Source organism: Chryseobacterium culicis (genome assembly GCF_002979755.1).
Taxonomy (GTDB): domain Bacteria; phylum Bacteroidota; class Bacteroidia; order Flavobacteriales; family Weeksellaceae; genus Chryseobacterium; species Chryseobacterium culicis_A.
In genome coordinates this window covers 309,333-332,016 of sequence record NZ_PCPP01000002.1, presented here as the reverse complement: position 1 = coordinate 332,016, position 22,684 = coordinate 309,333, and the positions used below count along the sequence as shown (strand labels likewise).

Annotated in this window: 23 protein-coding genes; 8 read left to right on the top strand and 15 right to left on the bottom strand. The window is 36.1% G+C overall.

Annotated elements, in window-relative coordinates; genetic code table 11:
* The first annotated feature begins 12 nt into the window (after positions 1–12).
* Positions 13–1,320: a Fe-S cluster assembly protein SufD gene (sufD, locus tag CQ022_RS14620; protein WP_105683407.1), complete on the top strand. Its 1,308-nt coding sequence runs from the start codon at positions 13–15 to the stop codon at positions 1,318–1,320.
* Positions 1,321–1,396: 76 nt separating this feature from the next.
* Here the strand turns inward: sufD and CQ022_RS14615 are convergent, their stop codons facing one another.
* Both CQ022_RS14615 and CQ022_RS14610 read right to left on the bottom strand, forming a co-directional pair.
* The gene (locus tag CQ022_RS14615) at positions 1,397–2,320 is read right to left on the bottom strand and encodes a DUF3078 domain-containing protein (RefSeq protein WP_105683082.1); all 924 of its coding nucleotides are present in this window, start codon (positions 2,318–2,320) and stop codon (positions 1,397–1,399) included.
* 227 nt (positions 2,321–2,547) lie between these two features.
* The gene (locus tag CQ022_RS14610; protein ID WP_105683081.1) at positions 2,548–3,474 is read right to left on the bottom strand and encodes a DUF3078 domain-containing protein; all 927 of its coding nucleotides are present in this window, start codon (positions 3,472–3,474) and stop codon (positions 2,548–2,550) included.
* A gap of 249 nt (positions 3,475–3,723) precedes the next feature.
* On the opposite strand from CQ022_RS14610, the gene CQ022_RS14605 reads away from it, so the two are divergent.
* From CQ022_RS14605 to CQ022_RS14590, 4 genes are all read left to right on the top strand, one after another.
* Positions 3,724–4,491, top strand: a complete 768-nt coding sequence (locus CQ022_RS14605; RefSeq protein ID WP_105683080.1) for a rhomboid family intramembrane serine protease — start codon at positions 3,724–3,726, stop codon at positions 4,489–4,491.
* Between the two features lie 33 nt (positions 4,492–4,524).
* Positions 4,525–5,634, top strand: coding sequence for a DNA-processing protein DprA (dprA, locus tag CQ022_RS14600; RefSeq protein WP_105683079.1), 1,110 nt, complete (start codon positions 4,525–4,527; stop codon positions 5,632–5,634).
* A 190-nt stretch (positions 5,635–5,824) separates the two neighbouring features.
* Positions 5,825–7,183, top strand: coding sequence for an NADP-specific glutamate dehydrogenase (gdhA, locus tag CQ022_RS14595; RefSeq protein ID WP_079243812.1), 1,359 nt, complete (start codon positions 5,825–5,827; stop codon positions 7,181–7,183).
* A gap of 129 nt (positions 7,184–7,312) precedes the next feature.
* A complete protein-coding gene (locus CQ022_RS14590; RefSeq protein WP_105683078.1) occupies positions 7,313–7,681 on the top strand; it encodes an iron chaperone in 369 nt (122 codons plus the stop codon).
* 44 nt (positions 7,682–7,725) lie between these two features.
* Here CQ022_RS14590 and CQ022_RS14585 read toward each other — a convergent pair whose 3' ends face one another.
* The 4 genes from CQ022_RS14585 to CQ022_RS14570 form a co-directional block, all read right to left on the bottom strand.
* The gene (locus CQ022_RS14585; protein WP_105683077.1) at positions 7,726–8,025 is read right to left on the bottom strand and encodes a hypothetical protein; all 300 of its coding nucleotides are present in this window, start codon (positions 8,023–8,025) and stop codon (positions 7,726–7,728) included.
* A 279-nt stretch (positions 8,026–8,304) separates the two neighbouring features.
* A complete protein-coding gene (locus CQ022_RS14580) occupies positions 8,305–8,793 on the bottom strand; it encodes a YkgJ family cysteine cluster protein (protein ID WP_105683076.1) in 489 nt (162 codons plus the stop codon).
* The gene (locus CQ022_RS14575; protein WP_105683075.1) at positions 8,794–9,765 is read right to left on the bottom strand and encodes an ion channel; all 972 of its coding nucleotides are present in this window, start codon (positions 9,763–9,765) and stop codon (positions 8,794–8,796) included.
* A gap of 244 nt (positions 9,766–10,009) precedes the next feature.
* Positions 10,010–11,002, bottom strand: coding sequence for a hypothetical protein (locus CQ022_RS14570; protein ID WP_105683074.1), 993 nt, complete (start codon positions 11,000–11,002; stop codon positions 10,010–10,012).
* A gap of 210 nt (positions 11,003–11,212) precedes the next feature.
* Here CQ022_RS14570 and CQ022_RS14565 point away from each other — a divergent pair, with 210 nt between their 5' ends.
* A complete protein-coding gene (locus CQ022_RS14565) occupies positions 11,213–11,593 on the top strand; it encodes a group III truncated hemoglobin (RefSeq protein ID WP_105683073.1) in 381 nt (126 codons plus the stop codon).
* Positions 11,594–11,678: 85 nt separating this feature from the next.
* On the opposite strand, the gene CQ022_RS14560 is transcribed toward CQ022_RS14565, so the two are convergent.
* The 9 genes from CQ022_RS14560 to hflX all read right to left on the bottom strand — a co-directional run bounded on the left by CQ022_RS14560 (position 11,679) and on the right by hflX (position 21,142).
* Positions 11,679–12,749 carry a calcium:proton antiporter gene (locus CQ022_RS14560; protein ID WP_105683072.1) on the bottom strand — a complete coding sequence of 357 codons (1,071 nt, stop codon included), beginning with the start codon at positions 12,747–12,749 and terminating at the stop codon, positions 11,679–11,681.
* Between the two features lie 66 nt (positions 12,750–12,815).
* Positions 12,816–13,154 (bottom strand): DUF6122 family protein, encoded by a 339-nt coding sequence (locus tag CQ022_RS14555; protein ID WP_105683071.1) that lies wholly within the window; start codon positions 13,152–13,154, stop codon positions 12,816–12,818.
* Positions 13,155–13,181: 27 nt separating this feature from the next.
* Positions 13,182–14,420, bottom strand: a complete 1,239-nt coding sequence (locus tag CQ022_RS14550) for a hypothetical protein (protein WP_105683070.1) — start codon at positions 14,418–14,420, stop codon at positions 13,182–13,184.
* Entirely contained in the window at positions 14,421–16,367 is a 1,947-nt protein-coding gene (locus CQ022_RS14545; protein WP_228421721.1) for a hypothetical protein, read from the bottom strand.
* 95 nt (positions 16,368–16,462) lie between these two features.
* Positions 16,463–17,131, bottom strand: a complete 669-nt coding sequence (locus CQ022_RS14540) for a hypothetical protein (protein WP_105683068.1) — start codon at positions 17,129–17,131, stop codon at positions 16,463–16,465.
* 120 nt (positions 17,132–17,251) lie between these two features.
* Complete coding sequence (locus CQ022_RS14535; RefSeq protein ID WP_105683067.1) at positions 17,252–17,968, bottom strand: DNA alkylation repair protein; 717 nt, start codon at positions 17,966–17,968, stop codon at positions 17,252–17,254.
* An 8-nt stretch (positions 17,969–17,976) separates the two neighbouring features.
* Positions 17,977–19,263 carry a cation:proton antiporter gene (locus tag CQ022_RS14530; RefSeq protein ID WP_105683066.1) on the bottom strand — a complete coding sequence of 429 codons (1,287 nt, stop codon included), beginning with the start codon at positions 19,261–19,263 and terminating at the stop codon, positions 17,977–17,979.
* A gap of 20 nt (positions 19,264–19,283) precedes the next feature.
* Positions 19,284–19,919 (bottom strand): DUF4919 domain-containing protein, encoded by a 636-nt coding sequence (locus tag CQ022_RS14525; protein WP_105683065.1) that lies wholly within the window; start codon positions 19,917–19,919, stop codon positions 19,284–19,286.
* Positions 19,919–21,142, bottom strand: coding sequence for a GTPase HflX (gene hflX, locus CQ022_RS14520; protein WP_105683064.1), 1,224 nt, complete (start codon positions 21,140–21,142; stop codon positions 19,919–19,921). Before hflX ends, CQ022_RS14525 begins: the two co-directional genes overlap by 1 nt.
* Positions 21,143–21,335: 193 nt before the next feature.
* Between hflX and CQ022_RS14515 the strand changes: the two genes are divergently transcribed.
* The gene (locus CQ022_RS14515) at positions 21,336–22,043 is read left to right on the top strand and encodes a LytR/AlgR family response regulator transcription factor (RefSeq protein ID WP_228421719.1); all 708 of its coding nucleotides are present in this window, start codon (positions 21,336–21,338) and stop codon (positions 22,041–22,043) included.
* Between the two features lie 161 nt (positions 22,044–22,204).
* On the top strand, positions 22,205–22,678 hold the full coding sequence (locus tag CQ022_RS14510) for a T9SS type A sorting domain-containing protein (RefSeq protein ID WP_105683063.1): 474 nt from the start codon (positions 22,205–22,207) through the stop codon (positions 22,676–22,678).
* The last annotated feature ends 6 nt before the right edge of the window (positions 22,679–22,684 follow it).

Below are 22,684 nucleotides of genomic sequence, written 5' to 3'. Positions count from 1 at the left end.
GATATACCAGTAATGGCATTAAAAGAACAGATTATAGAGAACCATAATGAATTTTTGGAGAGTCTTCGTCACAGATTTCTGGATGATGAAAGAAAAGAGGCTCTTCAGAAATTTGCAAATCTTGGTTTTCCGACAAAAAAAGACGAAGAATATAAATATACCAATCTAAAGGAAATCACGGAAAAAAGCTACAACTTCTTCCCGAAAGAGAGCCACAATATCACTAAAGAGCAGTTTGATGAACTGCACCTTGGAGAGGAAAATTTTGATTGGATTGTTTTTGTAAACGGTAAGCTTCACAAGGAACTTTCAAAAGTTTCTATTGAAAATGTAGAATTTCTTTCATTCAATTATGCATTGAATGATGAGAAGCACAAAGAGGTTTTTGAAAAATATTTCAATACCATTGCTTCTAAGGAACAAGCGTTTACCAACTTAAACCTTGCTTACTGCAAATATGGTTTCTTCCTTAAGGTTCCTAAGAATGTAGTGATTGAAAAACCAATCCATGTTTTTTATATTTCTCAGAATCAGGAGGAGAACACATTCTACAATACAAGAAACCTTTTGATTGTAGAAGAAGGAGCAAAAGTAGAAGTGATTGAAAGCCACCATAATTTTGACAGCACGTATGTATTGACTAACTCTGTAACGGAGATCTTTACCTATCCTAATGCAAAAGCAGACTGGCACAAACTTCAAAATGATAATAATACAACCTATTTTATCGACAATACTTTCGCAAGACAGGAGAAAGACAGCTTAACCACTGTAAATACATTCTCTTTCGGAGGTAAGCTGGTAAGAAACAACCTTGATTTTATTCATAATGGATCTAATATCAATTCATTCATGAACGGAATCACAATTATCGGAAAAGATCAGTTAGTAGACCACCATACAGCGGTTCACCATAACTTCCCGAACTGTGAAAGCTACCAGAATTATAAAGGAATCTTTGATGGCAATGCCCACGGAGTTTTCAATGGAAAAGTTTTTGTTGACAAAATAGCTCAGAAAACAAACGCTTATCAGCAAAACAACAACGTATTGCTAAGTGAAGGTGCAAGTATCGATACTAAACCTCAGTTAGAGATCTTTGCTGATGATGTAAAATGTTCTCACGGATGTACAGTAGGTCAGTTGAATGAAGATGCTTTATTCTACCTGAGAGCGAGAGGAATTTCTAAAAAAGAAGCACAGGCATTACTTTTATATGCTTTTGCTAATGATGCAATGCAAAACATTGATATAGAACCTCTAAAAGAAAAAATTTCAAAGTTATTGGCTGAGAAATTAGGAGTTGATATAGAATTCTAAGACTTATATATATTGATAAACAAAAGCACTTCATTTTGAAGTGCTTTTTTATTGTACTGCAGATTATATGTCTGTCTTATTTTTTCAGCCAGCTTTGGTTATCCTTATTTTCCGAACGTTTCTTACCATTATCAAAATTGTAAGCCAAACCTACGCCTAATGTCTGTTTCAACTGTGTTTTCCATATCTGATTATGGTCATACAATAGATCAAGAGTAACATTCGTAGAAATATATTTATTGATTTTCATGCTTAAAACACCGCTATATCCCAAAACTAGTCTGTCCGGATGGTCAAGATAGTTGGAAAATACAGACGCTGTATTTAACAGGCTGATGTTCTCCATAATTTTCAGCTTATACATAGCTGTTCCTAAGAAACCGAATTGGAAAAGAGAAGAATCACCGTCATTTTTAAGACCATACGTTCCTGCTTTCTGAAGATCCTTATCTAATACAAAAGTCCATCTTGCATTTGCCGGACGTAAAGTCACCGTAAAATTATCATTGGGACGGTAAGTAACCCCTGCTCCTACACTCAGATATCCGGGAGCCATAAAATTGGAAATCTTCTTAGCATCGGGATTGTTTCCGTCTTCATATCCCGGAGCAAACTGAGTTTGTAAACCTGCACCTGCAGACAAATACCAATGCTTGGCAAATTCTCTACCATAGTTTGTAGAAAGGTTAATAACATCCTGCGTTTTTCTTACTCCTGTTCCCTGCGTATTGTTTTGCCCATAACCCAGAATAACAATGTTTTCCCAAAGATTTTTTCCTTTTTCATAAGTCAGGTTATAATTCACTCCGGCAAGCCATCCTACGTTGTTGGCTCCACCACCTACCCAGTTGGAAAAGGCAGCCTGATTAAGCATTAATGTATTTTGTCCCTGAATAGACCAGGCTTTAACAGTATCTGCTGCCGGAGCCTCCGTTTTAGTCTCCTGAGCCAATGCTACAGCCCCAAAAGTGATAGAACTGATCAATAAAAGTTTTTTCATAATGACGATTTACTACAAATGTATAAATAATAATCTACGCCTTAATAAAATTCACTTTAAAATGAATTTAACATCATTAAAAACAACGCAGTAATACTATGAAAATCATCACATTAAACAACACTCCAGCAACCCGCAAACTTAAATCAACTTAAAATTACAGTATTTTAAAAACAAAAAAACACCTCATTTCGGAAGTGCTTTTTATTGAAATATGATATTATTTTTTATTTTTTAATCCACCACTGACTGTCTTTGCGGTCGGAACGTTTTACCCCATTCTCCAAAGTGTAGGCGAACCCGATTCCAAGAGTTTGCTTCAGCTGTGTTTTTTCTATCTGATTATGATCGTAAAGTAAATCTACTGTCACATTGGATGAAATATATTTGTTTACTTTCAGGTTCAGTAAAGCTCCATATGCCAGAACCAATCTGTCCGGACGGTCAAGGTAATTCGAGAAGACTGATGCTGTATTGGTTAAGTAAATATCTTCCATTATTTTTAGCTTGTACATGGCTGTCCCCAGAAAACCGAACTGCAATAAAGAAGTATCTCCGTCACTTTTAAGACCATAACTTCCTGCTACCTGAAGATCTTTATCTGAGACAAAAGTCCATCTGGCGTTGGTAGGACGTAGAGTTACCGTAAGGTTATCATTAGGTCTGTAGGTGATACCCATCCCGACGTTCAGGTAACCTGGTGCCATAAAATTTGAGATTTTCTTTGCCTCAGGGTTATTCCCATCTTCATATCCTGCCGCAAACTGTGACTGCAAACCTGCTCCTAAAGAGAAATACCAGCTTTTCGAAAATTTTCGCCCGTAATTGGTAGAAATATTGATCACATCCTGTGTCTTTCTTATTCCTAATCCTTTCGTATCATTCTGCCCATAGCCCAGTATAATAATGTTTTCCCAAAGGTCTTTGTCTTTTTCATAGGTCACATTGTAATTGATTCCGGCAAGCCATCCTACGTTGTTGGCTCCACCTCCTACCCAGTTTGAAAAGGCTGCCTGGTTGATCATTAAGGTATTTTTCCCTAATACTGACCAGTATTTCACGGTGTCTACTACTACGGAATCTTTTTTCAATTCTTCTTGTGCACTTGCATATATTCCTATAAAACAGGAAAGAATCAATAAAAACTTCTTCATTACTCTAAATAATTTTCCCTACAAAAGTATTAATATAATTTTTTTTCAGGGTAAATTCAGCTGTAAAGAATCGAATTTCCTCAAAGCTGAATCAATCACAATAAGATATTTCTATAAAATCAATGCCAAAATAATAAGTTTGAAAATAAAATTTGATACCTTTTGTCTTAAAATCAGGTGAGTAAGAATTGATTCATCGCCAAATTTTCCGAAATTTATCATTGGCTTTTGATTTGACGTAAAATCCACATGTTCAAAAATGTAATTTCCAAAAGAGCGATTATATACCCGTTGCTGATGCTATCTGCGATGTGGTTCGGGTACTTTTTACAAACGCAGGGCTTTTTCCAAAGCTGTTTTGGAGCCATTATCCCATTGCTGCCTGAAGGTTTGCTTGGGGTGGTAACCTCTCCTCTTTTACATGGAAATATAGATCATATCATAGGAAATTCTATCCCTATTGCAGCACTTATGTTTTTACTTTATCAGTTTTATCCTTTGGTTGCCAACAAGGTTTTTATTATCGGATGGCTGGCAACGGGACTTTTGGTATGGTTGCTTCCTCCTATTGACATTCTTACTGGTGATTATATGTATACCTGTACCATTGGAGCCAGTGGTGTGGTGTATGTGCTTGCCTTCTTCCTTTTCTTTAGCGGTGTCTTCAAGTGGAATACAAAACTTCTCACAATTTCAATGCTTGTTGTTCTGTATTATGGCAGTTTGGTGTGGGGAATGCTTCCCGAAGAACTGTTCTATAATATGCAGGAACCGAGTAAAATCTCATGGCAGGCCCATCTTTCCGGAGCTGTAGTAGGCAGTATCATTGCTTTTGCCTTCAAAAATGTTGGAGAAAAGAAGAAAAAATTTATATGGGAATTCCCCAATTATTACAATGAAAAAGATGATAAATTGTGGCAGGAATACAAAGAAAATCACCCGGAAGATTTTATGGAACTTCCCTATAAGAAAAAAGATGATATCTGGGATCATTTGGAGGAATTAAGGAAAAGATAACACTTATTTCATTACATTTGAAAAAAAACACACATGATTTCCGAAGAACATCTCTATGCAATCGCCCTCCGCGAATGCAGCCATATTGGCGACATTCATTTTCATAAACTGGTCCGAACTTTTGGCAGTGCTCAGGAAGCCTGGAAAAGAGCCAGAAATGAGTATAAAAAACTGGAAGGAATAGGACAAAGAACAGTTTCAGACATTGGAAATAAATCTCATTTGAAATTCGCAGAAGAAGAATTAAATTTTTGCGAAAAAAATAATATCCGGATCAGGCTAAAACATCTTAAAGAAACACCTTTCCTCCTTAATGAATGTAATGATGCACCCGCTATTCTTTACCAAAAAGGAAGTATGGACGATACCCAGCCAAAAGTAAGCATTGTAGGAACCCGAAATATGACATCTTATGGAAAGCAATTCATTCAGGATTTCTTCGAAGCCACACAATCTTCAGGATATACATCCGTAAGCGGTCTGGCTCTGGGTATCGACAAAGAAGTTCATGAGCAGTCTATTCGTCACCAAAAACCTACTGTAGCTGTTCTTGCTCATGGTTTCCAGCATTTATATCCCGCAAAAAACAGAAAGCTTTCTGAGAAAATTTTGCAGGAAGGAGGCGCATTAATAACAGAGTTCAGCTCCGGCAGAAAACCTGACCGGGAAAACTTCATCCAGAGAAACCGAATTGTGGCAGGACTATCTCCGGCAACGATTGTAGTAGAAACCGGTTTTGGAGGAGGCTCGGTAAGTACAGCAGCATTTGCCAATGATTACAACCGTGATGTTTTTGCACTGCCCGGAAAGATTACAGACCCTTGCAGCCAAGGCTGTAACCAGCTGATTTTCCATAATAAAGCAACTGCAATTTCAACGATCAAAGATCTTATTAATATACTTGGATTTAATGATCCAAAAGAAAAAATGGAAGAGTTATTTCCTCATCACGAGATTACCATACAATTAACTGACAATCAGGATTTAATATATCAGTCGATTAAAGACTATCCACAGATTTCTTTAGATGATCTTTCTCAGAAGATTGATCTCTCTACTCACAAAATCTTACCAATAATTTTGGAATTGGAACTTTTAGGGAAAGTAAAATCATTTTCCGGGAGGCAATTTATCGCAATTTAAGATTTAACGATTTCTTAATACTGCATTATTTCACACATAACATTTCATTTTTAATAAATTTTAAACATAAATTATCAATTTAATAATATTACGAAACATTATTATTTAATTTTTAACAATGTTAAAATATAGTGTTGTGAATCTTGAAAAAAAAATTAAATTTGTTGACAATAATATTCAACCTTAATATATGGAACAATATAATATTGACCAGAAAATCCAAGAGTTTATTGCAAAAATTGAAGCAAAAAATCCTAACGAACCGGAATTTTTACAGGCTGTAAAAGAAGTTGCCGTAACCGTAATTCCATTCATTGCTACTAAAAAAGAATATACCGGAATGAAGCTGCTTGAAAGAATGGCTGAAGCTGAAAGAATTATTATTTTCAGAGTTCCATGGGTTGATGATAAAGGAGAGATTCAGGTTAACAGAGGTTTCAGAATTCAAATGAACTCTGCTATTGGACCATACAAAGGAGGAATCCGTTTCCATCCTACAGTAAACTTATCCGTTCTTAAATTCTTAGCTTTCGAACAGGTATTTAAAAACTCTTTGACAACTCTTCCAATGGGAGGTGGTAAAGGAGGTTCAGATTTCGATCCACAAGGAAAATCTGATATGGAAGTAATGCGTTTCTGCCAGGCTTTCATGACAGAATTATGCAAGCACATCGGTCCTGAAACAGACGTACCTGCGGGAGATATCGGTGTTGGAGCGAGAGAAATCGGATATTTATTCGGACAGTACAAGAAAATCAGAAACGAGTTTACAGGAGTTCTTACAGGAAAAGGTCTTGCTTACGGAGGTTCATTAATCCGTCCTGAAGCTACAGGATACGGTGTAGTATACTTCGCAGAGCAAATGCTTAAAACTATCGGACAGAATTTCCAGGATAAAATAGTAACAGTATCAGGTTTCGGAAACGTAGCTTGGGGAGTTATCAAAAAAGCGACTGAGCTAGGGGCTAAAGTAGTAACCATCTCTGGTCCTGACGGATATATCTATGATAAAGACGGTATCAGCGGAGAAAAGATCGATTATTTATTAGAACTTAGATCTTCAGGAAACAACAGAGCGGAAGACTATGCTAAAAAATATCCATCTGCTGAGTTCCATGCAGGAAAACGTCCTTGGGATGTGAAGTGTGATGTTGCCTTCCCTTCTGCAACTCAAAACGAATTAGATTTAGATGACGCAAGAAAATTAGTTGAAAACGGATGTGTTTGTGTAACTGAAGCGGCTAACATGCCTTCTACACTAGACGCCATCAACTATTTCTTAGACAATAAAGTGTTATTCTCTCCTGGTAAGGCTTCCAACGCTGGAGGTGTTGCTACATCAGGATTAGAAATGACTCAGAACTCTATCCGTCTTAACTGGACTTCTGAAGAAGTTGATGCAAGATTAAAAGAAATCATGATTGGTATTCACAAAGCTTGTAGAGACTATGGAAAAGACGAAGACGGTTATGTAAACTACGTAAAAGGTGCCAATATTGCAGGCTTCGTAAAAGTAGCAGAAGCAATGTTAGCTCAAGGAGTTGTGTAACAAAAAAAACAAAGGTTGGGAAAAGTCCCGACCTTTTTTGATATAGCCTGTTCCCGGGATAATGGGAAAAAAGTAAAAAGTGAAAGGAGAAAGCGCGGCTATATGCCGCGCTTTTTTTATTTTTATGTAATGATAAACACCTTTAAGAGTATTGATGAATACATTCTTCTGTTCCCAATAGAAGTACAGGAAAAACTGCTTGAGCTCAGAAAAGCAATTCATTTACAAGTTCCGGATCTGGAAGAATACATAGGATATCAAATGCCGGCTTTCAGGTATAAAGGAAAACCTTTAGTTTATTTTGCAGGGTACAAAAAGCATATTGGGTTCTATCCCGGAGCTGAAGGGATTTCTAATTTTGAAAAAGATTTTGAGGAAAGAAAATATAAATTTTCCAAAGGGGCAGTTCAACTTCCTATGGATGAAAATCTTCCGCTGGATCTTGTCCGTAAAATAGTCCTATTCAAAGTGGCAGAAATTGAACAAAAAAAATCCTGAAATACAAGATTTCAGGATTCCGACTAGTGTTTGCTAAAGTGCTTTTACTTTTTCTTTTTCTTGTCTTTCTTTTCCTCTTTAGGAGTATCGGCTGGCTTAGTAGCATCCGTAGGGGTTGTACTTACTGATGGATCAGTTGCCGGAGCAGTCTCCATAGTAGTTGCAGGCGATTTTTCCTGTTGAGTCTTTGGATCCGAAGGACTTGTAGTCTGTGTATTCGGTTGGGTTTGAGTTGTCGCTGGATTATTAGTAGAAGTATCGGCTGGCTTTTGTGGTGTTGATTGTGCTGATACTGCGATTACTCCGACTAATGTAAACGCTGCCGTTAAAAATAACTTTTTCATAATGTAATATTTAAATGATTGTTTAACTTAAACGAGGCATCATTTATAAAATTATGTGTATATATCTTATTTAACGTACTTTATAATTATTTAAGAGGAATTTGCAAAAATGACATTAGTGAATTCGGCTGGAAGATTGAAGCTGGAGGCTGGAAGTTTTAAGGTGGAAATAACAATTCAATAGGTTGTTTTAGTTGAGTTTAAAATTAAAGAAATAATAGTTTTATTATTTGCGACGAGAGCTTCCCGTTCCCATCTTCCTGCTTCCCTCCTTTAAATCTACTTCGTTATATTCTTCATCATTTTTTCTACGAATTCAAATGCAGCCGGGCAGATTACTGTATTTTTCAGCATCAAATTATTAATCTGATAGATCTTCTTACGGTCTGTATGAGGGTATTCCCGACAGGCTTTCGGTCTTACCTCATAGATAGAACAGGTATTATCACTATTCAGGAAAAAACAGGGAAGATTTTGCAATACTTTATCATTGTCTTCGTCTACTCTTAAAAACTTGGCTTCAAAATCTGCGGACTTCATTCGGAGATGTTTGGAAATTCTCTCAATATCCTTTTCGATATAAAGAGGACCGGTTGTTTTGCAGCAATTGGCACATTGTAAGCAGTCTATTTCCTCAAAAACTTCATCATGCGTTTCCTGTACTATATAATCAAGATTTTTGGGCGGTTTTTTCTTTAATCCGTCCAGAAATTTCTTGTGTTCTTTCTGCTTTTGTATAGCCTGTTTTTTATAAAAATCTAAATTCATTTATTCTTTATTTGCCACTAAGTCCGGAAGTTTTTCTTTTTTATATTCATTGATTTTATCCAGATCCAAAACTGTTGAGAGATTTTCTTTGTTAGGATAATACATCGGGACAAATTTCGCTCCATATATAATTTCTCCTGTCGTATATGAAGACCTCTGAACCACGGTATTTGAAAATACTTCATCAAATGCACGAACCTGTACAATAAGTTCAATATCTGTGTTTTCAAAATCCTCTTCGGAAAAACCATAAAACGGAGAGTTTTCATCAATTTTATGAACTACAGTCCAGTTGAGCGCTAATGTATTAATCTTACTCATCTGTGTATTAAGCCTGTAAAAGTTACTTTTGGCAATTCCGTTTTCTATCACCTCAATGGCCGCAGATACAATAACATCTGCATCCGTCAATGCATTGTTTTTGTAAGGAGCAAGCCTGAACATTAATGCTGAAGATTCCTGAAAAGGTGCAATTACTGCAATATCAGAAAATCTAAGATATGCCCGCGGTCTTGAAAATCTTCCGTAAAAAAGACCCGTTGCAATGGCAAAGGTAAGCAATCCCAGAAAAGCTTCAAAAGTAGCCACAAGACTTGCCAAAAAACCTACCGGTGCTATTCGCCCATATCCAACGGTGGTAAAAGTCTGAGAACTGAAGAAAAACACATCGATAAACTCATTTAACGGATCACTCTTGTCGATTCCCGTAAGATGCTCTACTCCAATCAGGTAATAGATCATGGCAAATACGAGATTAATGAGAATATAAGCGATAACCAAATAAGAAATAAAGCGAAATGAAGACAAATTCAGCATGGTATGATACCAGCTTAATCTGTTGAAAACATTTACCCCTGTTCTCTTAACATTCGGGAGACCGTCTTTATTGATGAACCTTCCGGATGCATTAGTTCCGAAACCACTGTTTTCCGCATTTTTCTGACGGATCTTTTTTCTGAATCCTCCTGTCATTTTTTAATCATTTTAACGATCTTATATTATGATTTTATTCTACAGTAAGCCAGTTACTGCTCAGCTCTCCCCTTCAACATATAGATATTTAAAAAGCAAAGTTAAGAATAGAATCTATTAAGATACCTATGCTTTTCAGGAATCATTAGAGATTACTTTCCCATGGGTCTTTATGGAACTTCTACTCAAAAAAACAGCAGAAATTCTGAATTTCTGCTGTTTACAATATGCTTTAAAGGTATTTTTATATCTTTTGCGCAGGTGATTCCATAACAGTAACACTTACATTGCTTACAGATTTTACAACCCCCGACTCTCCATGTACATTGGAAAGAAAATCAGGGAAGTTTTCAATAGGAAAAGCCCAATAATAATGTCCATCTACCGGAGAAGGAAAGTTGGCCTGTAATCTTCCGGTCAATTTCATTGGTACAAAGTATTCAACAGAAGACCCTTTTAATTTCGTCAGAATAGAAATACTTTTTTTAGAATGAGCCGGCACGATGGTCTTATAGCTGCTGGTCTCGGTAATTTCTTCGGAGGTTTCTGTGCCTTCCGTTGTATCTCCTCCTACAACAACTTTTGTGCTGGCAGAAGCTTTTGCCACTAACGGAATATCAACAGATACGGATGCTGCCACTTCAAATGAGCCTGAGACAGTGCGCTTCCAGGAAGTAGAATATCCCTTTTTATAGGAATAGGTTACTGTAATTTCACTTTCTCTATCTCCATTATTGATAGCCTCCGTGGTGTAGGAATTATCCGGTAAATCTACTCCGTTTGTTTTTATGTTTACCTCAGGTGTTCCTAAAACAATGGAAACATTAGGATTAGGAGCCGTATTCCGAACATCTCCGTCTACAGAAAGATCAGGATTAAATATAATTCCATCCGGAACCTGGCCAGAGTAGGCAAAAACATTTTTCAATCTCGTTCTTTCTCCGGAAAAACTAACATCATATCCCATATCTTTCAGGTGATTAGGTTTAAAAGGAATTTCACGCTCTTCATGGGTAGAAGTATAGTTTACCCCCAGATTGTTATTCCCTGGCAATTTAAACTCATCTACAACTGTCCAGCCTTTCTGAAGCATCTCTGCCTGTGTCAAATGTGCACTCTTTGTATCAGCATAATTTATTTTTTCCGGATCATCATTCATAGAACTCACTTCATCCCTTGAACATGATACTGAAAATGCTAATAAAAGAATCAAAACAGAATTGATTTTTTTATTCATTTTAATAATTTTTTAGTGTTTAATAATTAAATTTACAAAAATCATATTCTTTCAAGGCGTTTTTTTGTGAATTAATCAAATTTTAATGTTTCCTAATTTTTCATTTTCCGGTTATATGTTTTGGTGGAATGAGTTGTAAAATACTGTTTATATGAAATTTATCAATTTACCGATGGGAATCCTTTACACAAATTACCCTAAATTTGGGCTATGAAAAAGCTTGAATCACGAGAAGATATTGAACATCTTGTCAACTCATTTTATGCCAAAGTAGTTAAAGATGAGACTATAGGCTTCTTTTTTAATGATATTGCTAAAGTAGACTGGGATCAGCACCTTCCTAAAATGTATTCTTTCTGGGAATCTATCCTTTTTGGACAGATGACGTATAAAGGAAACCCGATGGGTGTACACTTCCCAATTAATGAGATACAGGCTATGGAACAGAAACACTTTGACCAATGGCTGTTGCTTTGGCGTACCACTATTGAAGAAAACTTCGTAGGAGAAAATGCAGATATGGCCATCTACAAATCCGAAAACATTGCAAAGCTAATGGCATTCAAGATGGAATTGGCAAGAAGACTTTAGTGAGGTCGGGATCCGGGGTTCGTGATGCGATATATCGGGTATAAATTTCCGGGATTTATTTTATCTAAGATTTTATTTTGCCTTCTTAAGGAACGATTACCGTAAAGATATACGCTGCCAGATTTACCAATAAAACGGTTCCGTACAAAACATTTGTCTTACCACGGCTCAAAGAAAGCATTACGATAAATACCGATAAAGAAAGCAGGATAATGTCTTTTTTATCCAGGCCTAGTACCAGTGGAATATCATACATAATACATACTGCTGAAACCGCAGGAATGGTAAGACCAATACTTGCCAATGCAGATCCTAATGCCAGATTTAAACTGGACTGTATTTGGTTGGCTCTTGCGGCACGAATTGCTGCTACCCCTTCAGGAAGAAGAACCACAGCGGCAATAATTACCCCTACCAGAGATTTTGGAGCTCCTAGGCTTTGTACCATTCCTTCTATCGTATCAGAAAGTCCTTTTGCCATCAGTACAACAATGACAAGGCAAACAACCAAAAATCCAAAGCTTACAAGAGTCTTTGTTAATGAAGGAATATAATGTTCTTCCGGATGCTCGTCAGGAACGATAAAATAACTTCTGTGCCTTACCGTCTGTACCATCAGAAAGACACCGTAGATAACAAGACATGCTATTGATATAAAAATAAGCTGTGCTTCGTTATAGAATGGCCCATTCACACTGGAAGTAAAATTAGGCAGAACCAGAGTAAGTACCAGAATAGAAACAATACTTACCAGATAAGTCGTTGCAGAGGTTCTTGCAAAAAACTGCTCATGATATTTAACGCCACCTACTAAAATACATATTCCCAGAATTCCGTTAAGAATAAGCATTACAGCAGCAAAAACGGTATCTCTGGCCAGCGTGATCGCCTGATCTCCGCCGGCTACCATCAGCGAGATGATAAGCGCAACTTCAATAATGGTGATACAAAGAGCCAGGATAATTGTTCCGAAAGGCTCCCCTACTTTATGAGCAACTACTTCAGCATGGTGTACTGCCGATAGAACACTTCCGATTAATAAAATACCGGCAAGAATATCATAAAGAACACCACTTCCCATCAAACCGAAAAAGTAGTATCCTACTGCCAGAATAGGAAAAATATAGGTGTATTGTAAAAATTCTTTAGGTCTCATAAAGTGACTACAAAATACAAAAAATCTATAGAAATTTCAATATCAAAAGAAAATATTAATAATATTTTAATGAGGCCAAAAGTTAAAGTCCTGATAATCTGTAAACATATGAAACAGAAGCCCAATTGCTATAATCCTTATATTTCCTTTAAAGAACAGCAGCAAAAAATACACCGCAATGGCATAATATGAATGTAAAAAGTGAAATCCGATACTTCCTCTTGAAGGATCAAAAATGGGATGAGCAAAAAGGTGGTCCAGATCTACCAGCATCGTAGCCAGAAGAATGAAATATGCCTTGTTCCAATTTTTACGATAAAAAATCAATGCAATAAAGACCGGAAAAACAAGATGCAGAAAATAATGAGTACATGTTTTGAGCAATGCGATATCTGATGGAGCCATTAATAGATCATTTTAGGTTTCTATTTTTTACCACCGTAAAATTAGGGGTAATTCTCCACTTTTTGCTTTTATTTTCACCCAATAATCCTTTGATTTATTCCCATAGAATACATAATCGATATCCGAGATAATTCTTTTTTCGCTCGCACTCAGCATTTTTAAAGAAGAATACAGCAGCTTGTTGTTTCTGATGAAGATATAATTTTCTTTCAGCTGAGGTGACAATGAAATGGGTTTTCGGGTTGATTGTATGACAACGCCGTTATTATTTTGGCTGGCTTGATTGGGTTGAAAAGGAATTTCTGTGAATTGATTTTCACTATTGATCCATTTTTTAGCCTGAAAGAATTCCCAGGTTTTTACGGGATCATTGCTTTTGAGATCTATGGTATAGTTGGGTTGGGTAATGTTTTGAAAGGTTTTCTTTTCAACTTCATTAAAATTATCGTCATATTCATAACTGATAATCGTATCATTAACCTGTTCAAGATCAGCTGTAGCTATAATATTAGTGACCTGCGAGGAGTCAGCAATACTTTTGTTGAAACCTTTGCTGAAATGTCTGATATTTTCTTTGTCTAATTCAAGCTCCAGAAAGTGATTACCGGTTTGAAGCTTAGAGATCATTGAATTAAAAATTTCAGAATTTGAGGTGTTTTTGATTTCAATCTCATCATCCTTTAGCTCAATAGAAAAGTTTTGAATTCTCTTTCCTGAAATAAAAGAAATACTCCCTGCAGTGTTATGAATAAACTGATCTGCATCCAGAACAGTATTTGAAGACACCTGAAGAAGCTGTTTCTGAATCGTTTCAAAAGCCGAATCTGAAGTTCCTGCAATACAATGATTGCCATTGATCATAAGAAAAATCTGACCCTTCTGAAAACGATTATTTCCTTGATCTGCAAACTTTAGCGCCTTTAGAAAATGAATGAATTTTTGAGAATCTTTCAATTCTACAATACTATACCACTCGGAAAACTTAGTGTTTTTGACATGGAAAATCTGTAGGAAATCCGGAATTTGGATGCCTGAATCTTTCAGAGAACCAGATCCTTTACCCTTGGTCTTGCTCCCAGACCATTGTGAAGGATGGGTTACCCAGCTGAAGAGGTACTGCCCCGTTACTTTCTTTATATCTATTAAAACTACTGCATCTGCATTCTCGGGAATATATTTGAGGGTCTTATTTTTATGAAAGACTACAAAATAGACTGCCACAGCAAACAGTAAAAGTAACGGGACAACAATCTTCTTTTTGTTCATTTATAAAATTTGTGGTTTCTCTTCTGTTTCTTTTGTTTTAAAAACCTGATCGAATACATCAAAGAAATACATTAAGCTGTTTTCCGAAGAATCTTTAATATTATAATTCATTTCAGTCTGGATACTTTCTCCTTTTACCTCTGTCTTATAGTACATTTCACCTACATTTTTTCTGATGGCATCCAGGGCTTTTCTTTCTTTTGGAGTTTTGAATTCTTTATCCAAACCGATTAAGAATTTTTTAATATCCAGTCTTCCTGATAACGGATATTTGGCTGAATCTTTTGCCCATTTTCTGGAAATATCAGACTGACCTACAGATACATTATTGTCTGCAGAGCTCATCAGATATACCACTCCGTCTTTTACGGTAAAGAACAGCTGATCGATATATCCTCCGCTTTTCTCTTCTTTAAAAGTATAAAGATTTCCTTTTTTAGAGAATCTTTTAGACAGCTTCTTATTAGTTGTCAGCATATCAAAAATACGGTTCCAGTAGCCTTCATTTTCTGTTGCAAAAGCGAAAGTGAAGTTAGGAACAGCAATTTCTTTGGTTTTCTTTACTTCTTTTTCGTTGAAATCAGCATCATATTCGTAATCAGTATACTCTACTGTTTTGGATTTCAATTCATTCAAAACAAATATTCCGTTTCCGGGTGCAATTTTGGTAATAGCTTCTTCATCCAGAACAATTTTCATGGTTTCCATGATGAGTTCCATTTCCTTTTTGTACTCATTTTCTCCGGAATCTTGAAGAAGACTGTACATCATGTCGAAACATTTTGCCCCATTTACATTCATTGCATAGTAACCCACACTTTTCTCATTGATCAGTTCCAGCAGTTTTTTGTTTTTCTTTCCTTTATAAATGGCGGAGATATTCTTTTGAATTTCAGGGTTTTTGTGCTGATAATTATTAACCAGTCTTACTTTATCTTTATCAAAGTACAGATTGTACGAATAATTGGAGTTGTACATGTTTTTGAAGAACTGTCCATAGCTGTATAACTTGGTCATCTTCCCATAGATTCCGTCATTTACGATTCTTCCATAGTCTGTATACACAAACACATCAGAATTGCCATCTCTGAACGCGAGCATTTCTTTAGGAACTTCAATTTCCAAGTTTGAACTGAAGTATTGATCAAAACGATCTTCAGCATTCTTTTTTACAATTTTGAAGTTTTCTCTGCGGATAGAATCCTGTTCTTTCTTGTAGGCATTATCTTCCTCTTCATAAGATTCATTAGGCATCTCTTCTTCATTTTCAGGGCTCTCAGCATTCTCTTTTTCCTCAGGATATTTGTGATGTTTCTGCAGATATTTGATATCTTTCTGAATTCTCGCTATCTCAAGATTGTTATCCTTAATACTTTCTTTAAGATATTTAATATCATCTTTAAGATTTTTGATTTCTTCCTTATAATTAAAAGGTTTTTCAGGCTCATCAGTATAAGCACTATCACCAGCATCTATAGCATCTACGGCAACACTGTCCACAACAGCAACGGCTGTACTGTCTGCAACAGCTTCTTCTGCCCAAAGGTCTTTATAAGGTTTGGTATAGCTTATCATGCTAAGAATCGCACGGCTTCCGTTCCAGGCAACAAAAATATCATCATTGATATCTACGTAAGAATAATTTTTTCTGTTGGAAACCTCCTGTCCTTTTTTCTTCACAGAATTAATGAATTCCTGGAACTTTTCCTTATTATCGATGATAAAATGCGTATTGTATGCTTTAATAGAGTCATTAAAACTTGCGTAGTGGTATTGAACAGCATCGTATTTGATTCCTGTTTTGGAGTAATCTGTCCATGAAAGGTTTTCTTTACTCTTTTTACTCAGCTCATGCAGCAAAGGATTCAGTTTATTCCAGTTGATTTTATTATTAAGCTGTTTTCCGTTGACTTCCATATAAAATACAGCGTCGGACGGTATTTTCATACTGTTTTGGGCAAAAACCAGGGTAAAGCCAAAGAGTACGAAAAAAATTTTTTGCGTTTTTAATAAGATAGATTTCATGACTATAGTTTAGAAATTTATTGAAAAAGTATTGTGTTTTGTATTTGTTTTTTCTGAAGGATCAGATCCAGAATATCAGCTTCCAGTTTAAGAGCCTTTTTATTAGGAGAAAGTACGTAAGTGTTATTGGTTTGTGATTTTACAGTACTTTCGAACTGCATAATGGAAGTATATCGGGCATCATTAAAGACTTCCTTGTCCGCCTTACTCATCTTGTCATAATCCGCCTTGAAAGTATTTACTTTATTTCTGGTTAACGTCTTCTTTTCAAGATTCTGGCTGTAGACTTGTGTGGGAACCATTTTGCCTAATATATTCTGAGCCTTCAGCTTTTCCAGACCGGCATTTATATTTTCAATTTTTTTGAAATTACAGCTCAGTTTGATGATATAATTGTCAAAATCCATGGATGTTTTCACATTACTGATTCCGGGAGTTGCTTTAAAAATTTTTGCAGCTTCATTGATTTTGTTTTCAATTTCACCCTTTTTTGGAACTTTTTTCCCGTTAATGGTTTCCATTTTGGAGATGGATGCCAGCCTTGTCTTGCTTTTGCTGGCGTTAAGGATTATGGTATATTCTCCCGTTCCGTCAGCTTTTACATTCACTTTATCAAGAATATCGAAACAGCTTGTCAGGAATAACAAAGGAAGAAAAAGAAGAAATAATTTGAGAAAATTTTTCATGATTGGTTTTAAAACCACGAAATTACTCAATTTTGACCTTAAAACCTTATTCTGTTTGATTTTTTGAACACAAATAGCTGTTTTCCGGTACTTTTTTTGGGGAAAATACGGTATTATTTTTTAAACATGTCCTTTCAGATAATCCTGGCGAAGATCTTCGTCCAGTTTTTCAATGGCGTATCGTAAGCAGGTTCTTGGCATTTCTTTGTAATACTGATTCAAATAGCTGATCAGCTCTCCTTCATTCTTATTTCCCATTTCCCTTAATAACCAGCCATTTGCTTTATGCATCAGATCATGAGAATGTTTCAGATTTCTGGTGACAAATTCTTTGGTAAGATCAAATGAGCCTTTTTTAATGTAATGCATTGTTCCTACCACAGCAATTCTCTTATGCCACATTTCGTCAGATTCCGAAAGCTCCCTCAGAAGGTTTTCTTTCTGATTTTCAAAAGTATATCTTCCAAGAATTTTATAACAGGAAGAATCTACCAGGTCCCAGTTATTCACATACGGAAGGTGGTTCAGATAAAAAGTAACCACTTCTTCTTTTACCGCTTTATCTTTTGTTTTTTCAAACTTTAAAATCAGTATAAAAAGAGCGGTTAGCCTATGTTCATGGTATTTTGAGGAAAGTAATACACTGAGCTCTTTTAAATTGATTTTTGAATAATATTCTTTGGCAACAGAACGCTGATCCGGAACTTTTACGCCCAGAAACAAATCTCCTTCACCATATTCTCCTTTTCCTGTTTTGAAAAATCTTGGAAAGAATTCTGCTTTTTCAGGAATAGATAAAACAGCGAGAGCTTCCTGTATTTCTTTAACGATACTCATATTACAATTTAAGCTTTCTCTTCTACAGCAATACTTTCCTGCTCTTCCTCTTCTTTGGCAATCTTATTAGGGTTGGCCACTTTGGCAATGGTAAGCCCCTGAACAATGATTGAGAATACCACAACGCAGTAGGTAATACTTAATATAATCTCGCTGTATTCACTTTTAGGAATAGACATCGCTAAGGCAATGGAAACCCCACCCCGGATTCCTCCCCAAACCAGAACTTTCACGGTCTGCGGACTGAAACTTTTTCTCAGAGAAGTAAATTTTGTAGGTCCCCAGATGGAAATAAACCTTGCAAACAGCACAACCACAATAGCAGCCAGACCTGGAATCATGAAATGTCTAAGATCTTTAATCATCAAAAGTTCAAATCCAATGAACAGGAATAATACAGCATTCAGAATTTCATCAATCAATTCCCAGAACTTGATCAGATAATCCTGCGTAACAGATTTCATTTTGAAACTTCTGTTGAAATTCCCCATAAACAACCCTGCTGCCACCATTGTCAACGGCCCTGAAATATGCATTTGACGGGCAATAAGATATCCTCCCATAACAACAGAAAGTGTCACTAATACGGAAATAATATAATCATCCACTTCACGCATCAGTCTTGAAGTAACCCAACCCAGCAGAACTCCCAGCAATAGACCACCTCCTGCTTCTTTAAGCAAAAGCAATCCGATGGTTTCAACACTCAGATCTACTTCTTTTCCGACGGCCAGCTGTAAGATCACTGTAAAGACCACCACCGCCATACCGTCATTGAAAAGAGACTCTCCGGCTACTTTTGTTTCCAGTGATTTGGATACCTTAGCTTGTTTCAGTACACTCAGAACGGCTACCGGATCGGTAGGTGAAATCAGAGCACCAAAAACAAGACAGTAGATAAAGGGAAGCTTAACGCCTACATAAGGAAGCAGATAGAACATTCCAAATCCTACAACAAAAGTAGAAATTACAACACCTACTGTGGAAAATATAACAACAGGCCTGAACTGTTCTTTCAGATCATTAATATTAATATGAATTCCCCCCGCAAAGAGTAGAAAATTAAGCATAGCACCCATCAAAACCTCCGTAAAGTCGATACCATTCATCAGGTTGTGAAGATGTCCGAAAGTTCTCGGAAGAACGGTTTCTCCAAACAATACCAGAAAAATAGAAACCACAATGGCGATCACCATAATTCCGATGGTACTTGGAAGTTTTAAAAACCTATAGTTAAGATAGGCAAATATTGAGGCTAATACGATTAATGCTGAAAATGAATAATATAATTCCACTAAGTGTTTTTATTTTAAGATTAATTGGTTAGTTCCAAATAGAGTATTTTGATATAAATCTGCTTCCCGTCTTTTTCCCAGATATCAAACATGCCTTCTTTAGCAGGTTTTGAGCTCCTTTTATAATCCTGACCTATATTCAGAATATTGAGCAAAATGTATTCATCTCCTACAGAATTCACGATATAAGCTGTTTTCTCAGATTTTCCGTCTCCCGAACTTCTTATGCCTTCAGTAAGAGCACGGAATTGGTTCAGATGGTGTATAAAGTTATTTCCATCCTTTACAGAGTCGTAAGCCCTAAGAAGAATCAGTAGAATATCCAGGTTGGTAGGATCTTTACCATATAAAGCTTTTCCCTGTTTGATACACTCTGCAAAATTGTTTTCTTTAAAGGACTCTGCAAGACTTTTAAAACTTTCTTCTGAGGTACTTACTTTATCGTTCCTGAAATTTCTTCCGTAGTACAGATACTGAGATTCTATACTGTCCAGAGACTTTGGATATCCTTTATATTTGAAAATAAGCTTTTCATAATTGTATGGAGAATCTGAAGTTCTGAGACTTTTCTCAATAGCTTTTAAATCAATTTTTGATTTCTGGCTGAACCCAAAAACCGAAAACATGATGAATAAAAGGAAAAAGTGATATTTCATTAATTGTTGCTTTCTTCTTCGTCGTTATCGAAATATTCGAAAAGGAAATCATTGTATGGAAATCTGGAGATGTGAATCTTCATAACCTCATCATAGATCATTTTCTTCATTTCCGGGAAGTTTTCCTTCGTGAGTGCAGAAATGAAAACTGTCGGATACTTAGATTTTGCCATCCATGTCTTTTTCCATTCTTCCAGAGAGACGTTTTTACGGGTAGAAGGTGTAAGATCATCCTCATCCTTTTTCTCATAACTAAAGCCATCAATCTTATTGAAAACCATAATCATAGGTTTCTGATGAGCATTAATTTCCATCAGAATATGATTTACAGATTCGATGTGATCTTCAAAGCTTTCATGAGAAATATCCACCACATGGATCAAAAGATCAGCTTCACGAACCTCATCCAAAGTAGATTTAAATGATTCTACCAGCTGAGTCGGCAATTTTCTGATAAATCCTACGGTATCTGTAAGCAAGAACGGTAAATTTCCAATCACCACTTTTCTTACAGTAGTATCAAGGGTTGCAAATAATTTATTTTCGGCAAAAACTTCAGATTTCGAAATGGAATTCATTAAAGTAGATTTCCCCACGTTGGTATATCCTACCAAAGCTGCACGAACCACTTTTCCACGGTTGTTACGCTGAGTTGCCATCTGTTTGTCAATGGTCTTCAGTTTCTCTTTCAGCAAAGTAATTCTGTCACGGATAATACGACGGTCAGTTTCAATTTCCGTTTCACCGGGACCTCTCATCCCAATTCCCCCTTTCTGACGCTCAAGGTGAGTCCACATTCTTGTCAGTCGTGGTAAAAGATATTGATATTGCGCCAGTTCCACCTGCGTTCTTGCATACGAAGTTTGTGCTCTTTGGGCAAAAATATCAAGGATAAGATTGGTACGATCCAAAATCTTAACTTCCATCTCTCTTTCCAGGTTTTTAAGCTGTGAAGGAGAGAGCTCATCATCGAAAATTACAGTTCCGATCTCATTTTCTTTTACATATTCTTTTATCTCAATAGCTTTTCCGCTTCCGATAAAGGTTTTGGAATCAGGCTGAGTTAATTTTTGGGTAAAACGCTTTTGTACGGTTGCTCCGGCTGTGAAAGCTAAAAACTCCAGTTCATCTAAATACTCCGTCAGTTTTTCTTCGTCCTGATTTTGAGTAATAACACCCACCAAGACTGCTTTCTCATAGTTATGTTCTTTCTTTTCTAACATTAAGTTCTGTCTATGTTTATGATTTTTACAAGTTAATATTTTTCAGAAAAAAAACAAAATCAATTTTTATTTAATAACATATTTTAATATAAATTTAAGTTTACTGATGAATGATATATAAAAAATCAATAACTTTATGTAATAAAATTCTGATTTTTAAACATTTAAATTAAAAACTAATCTCCGGAATATCATGATTACGCATATCAGATGTATGATTATTGATGATGATGAACTGGACAGGCTGGTTCTTCAGCATTATATCAGGCAATATCAAAACATTGAAATTGTTGCCACTTTTGATTCTGCAGAAAAGGCAGTTCCTTATCTTGACCTTCCTATTGATCTTCTGATTACTGAAACCAATTTAAAGGGCATCAGCGGTATTGAATTTCGGAAGATGGCTCATAAAATACCCGCATGTATTTTCGTAAGTTCACATCCTGAACTCGCTGCGGGGGTTTTTGAAATCAACACATTAGATTTTATTACCAAACCCCTTACCGCAGAACGTTTTCATCATTCTATGGAAAGACTCTTCGATTTTTTTGAAATCAAGGAGAAATGTGAATGCTATGATGCCATGATAGGAGAAAACTGCATCAAGATAAAAGAAGGAGGTCATATTTTTCAGATTAAGATGAAAGATATTCTGTATCTGGAAGCCCTGAAAGACTATACCAGAATTATCACTCTTGAAAAAAACCACTGTATTTTAAACTCTCTGGGAAATCTTCTGCAAAAAAATTTTTTTGATTCTTTTGTCAGAATACACAGAAGCTATGCGGTTCCGCGCCATCTTATCCGAGGAAAAAGCTGTCATGAAATAGAACTCGCTCATCACATCAAGCTTCCTATCGGCCGAACCTACAGGGATAACCTTTCTTTTTTCAATCCTTAAAAATAGCCAGACAATTTTTTTGCAATAATTCATAAAATGCCATTGGTCGATTATTTCTGCCGTTGGTCTATTTTCCTGTCATTTGATTGAGATAGGTGGTAATTTAGTCTTCCCAAATTCCCCCAGAAAAACACATCTATTAATCACCAAAACTGTTATCCATGGAAAGAATATCTATTTATTGTATTATTCTGTCTGTCTTTTCCGTTCCCATACTGCACGCTCAATCCGCAGTTTTGGCAACCGGACTGGATGCATCAGCAGCTAATGGTTTTGTTTCTTACAGCATAGGTCAGACCACCTATCTGGAAAAAGGAACAGGACAAGTTCTGGAAGGCGTTCAACAGCCTTACGAAATCATCACCCTTACCACTATTGAAAATTCCTCTGAACAAAACGGCATTTTGCTCTATCCTAATCCTTTCAAAGATTATTTGTATTTAGATTTTACCTCAAATAATTTTAAAGGATCAGAATATCAGCTATTCGATGCCCAGGGCAAACTGGTAAAAAAAGACAAGATTTCACAATCAAAATCTGAGCTTAATTTCTCCTCACTTCCTTCCGCTATGTACATCATCAGGATTACCCAAAATGGAGAAAATATTAAAACTTTTAAAATCATAAAAAAATAAAATGCC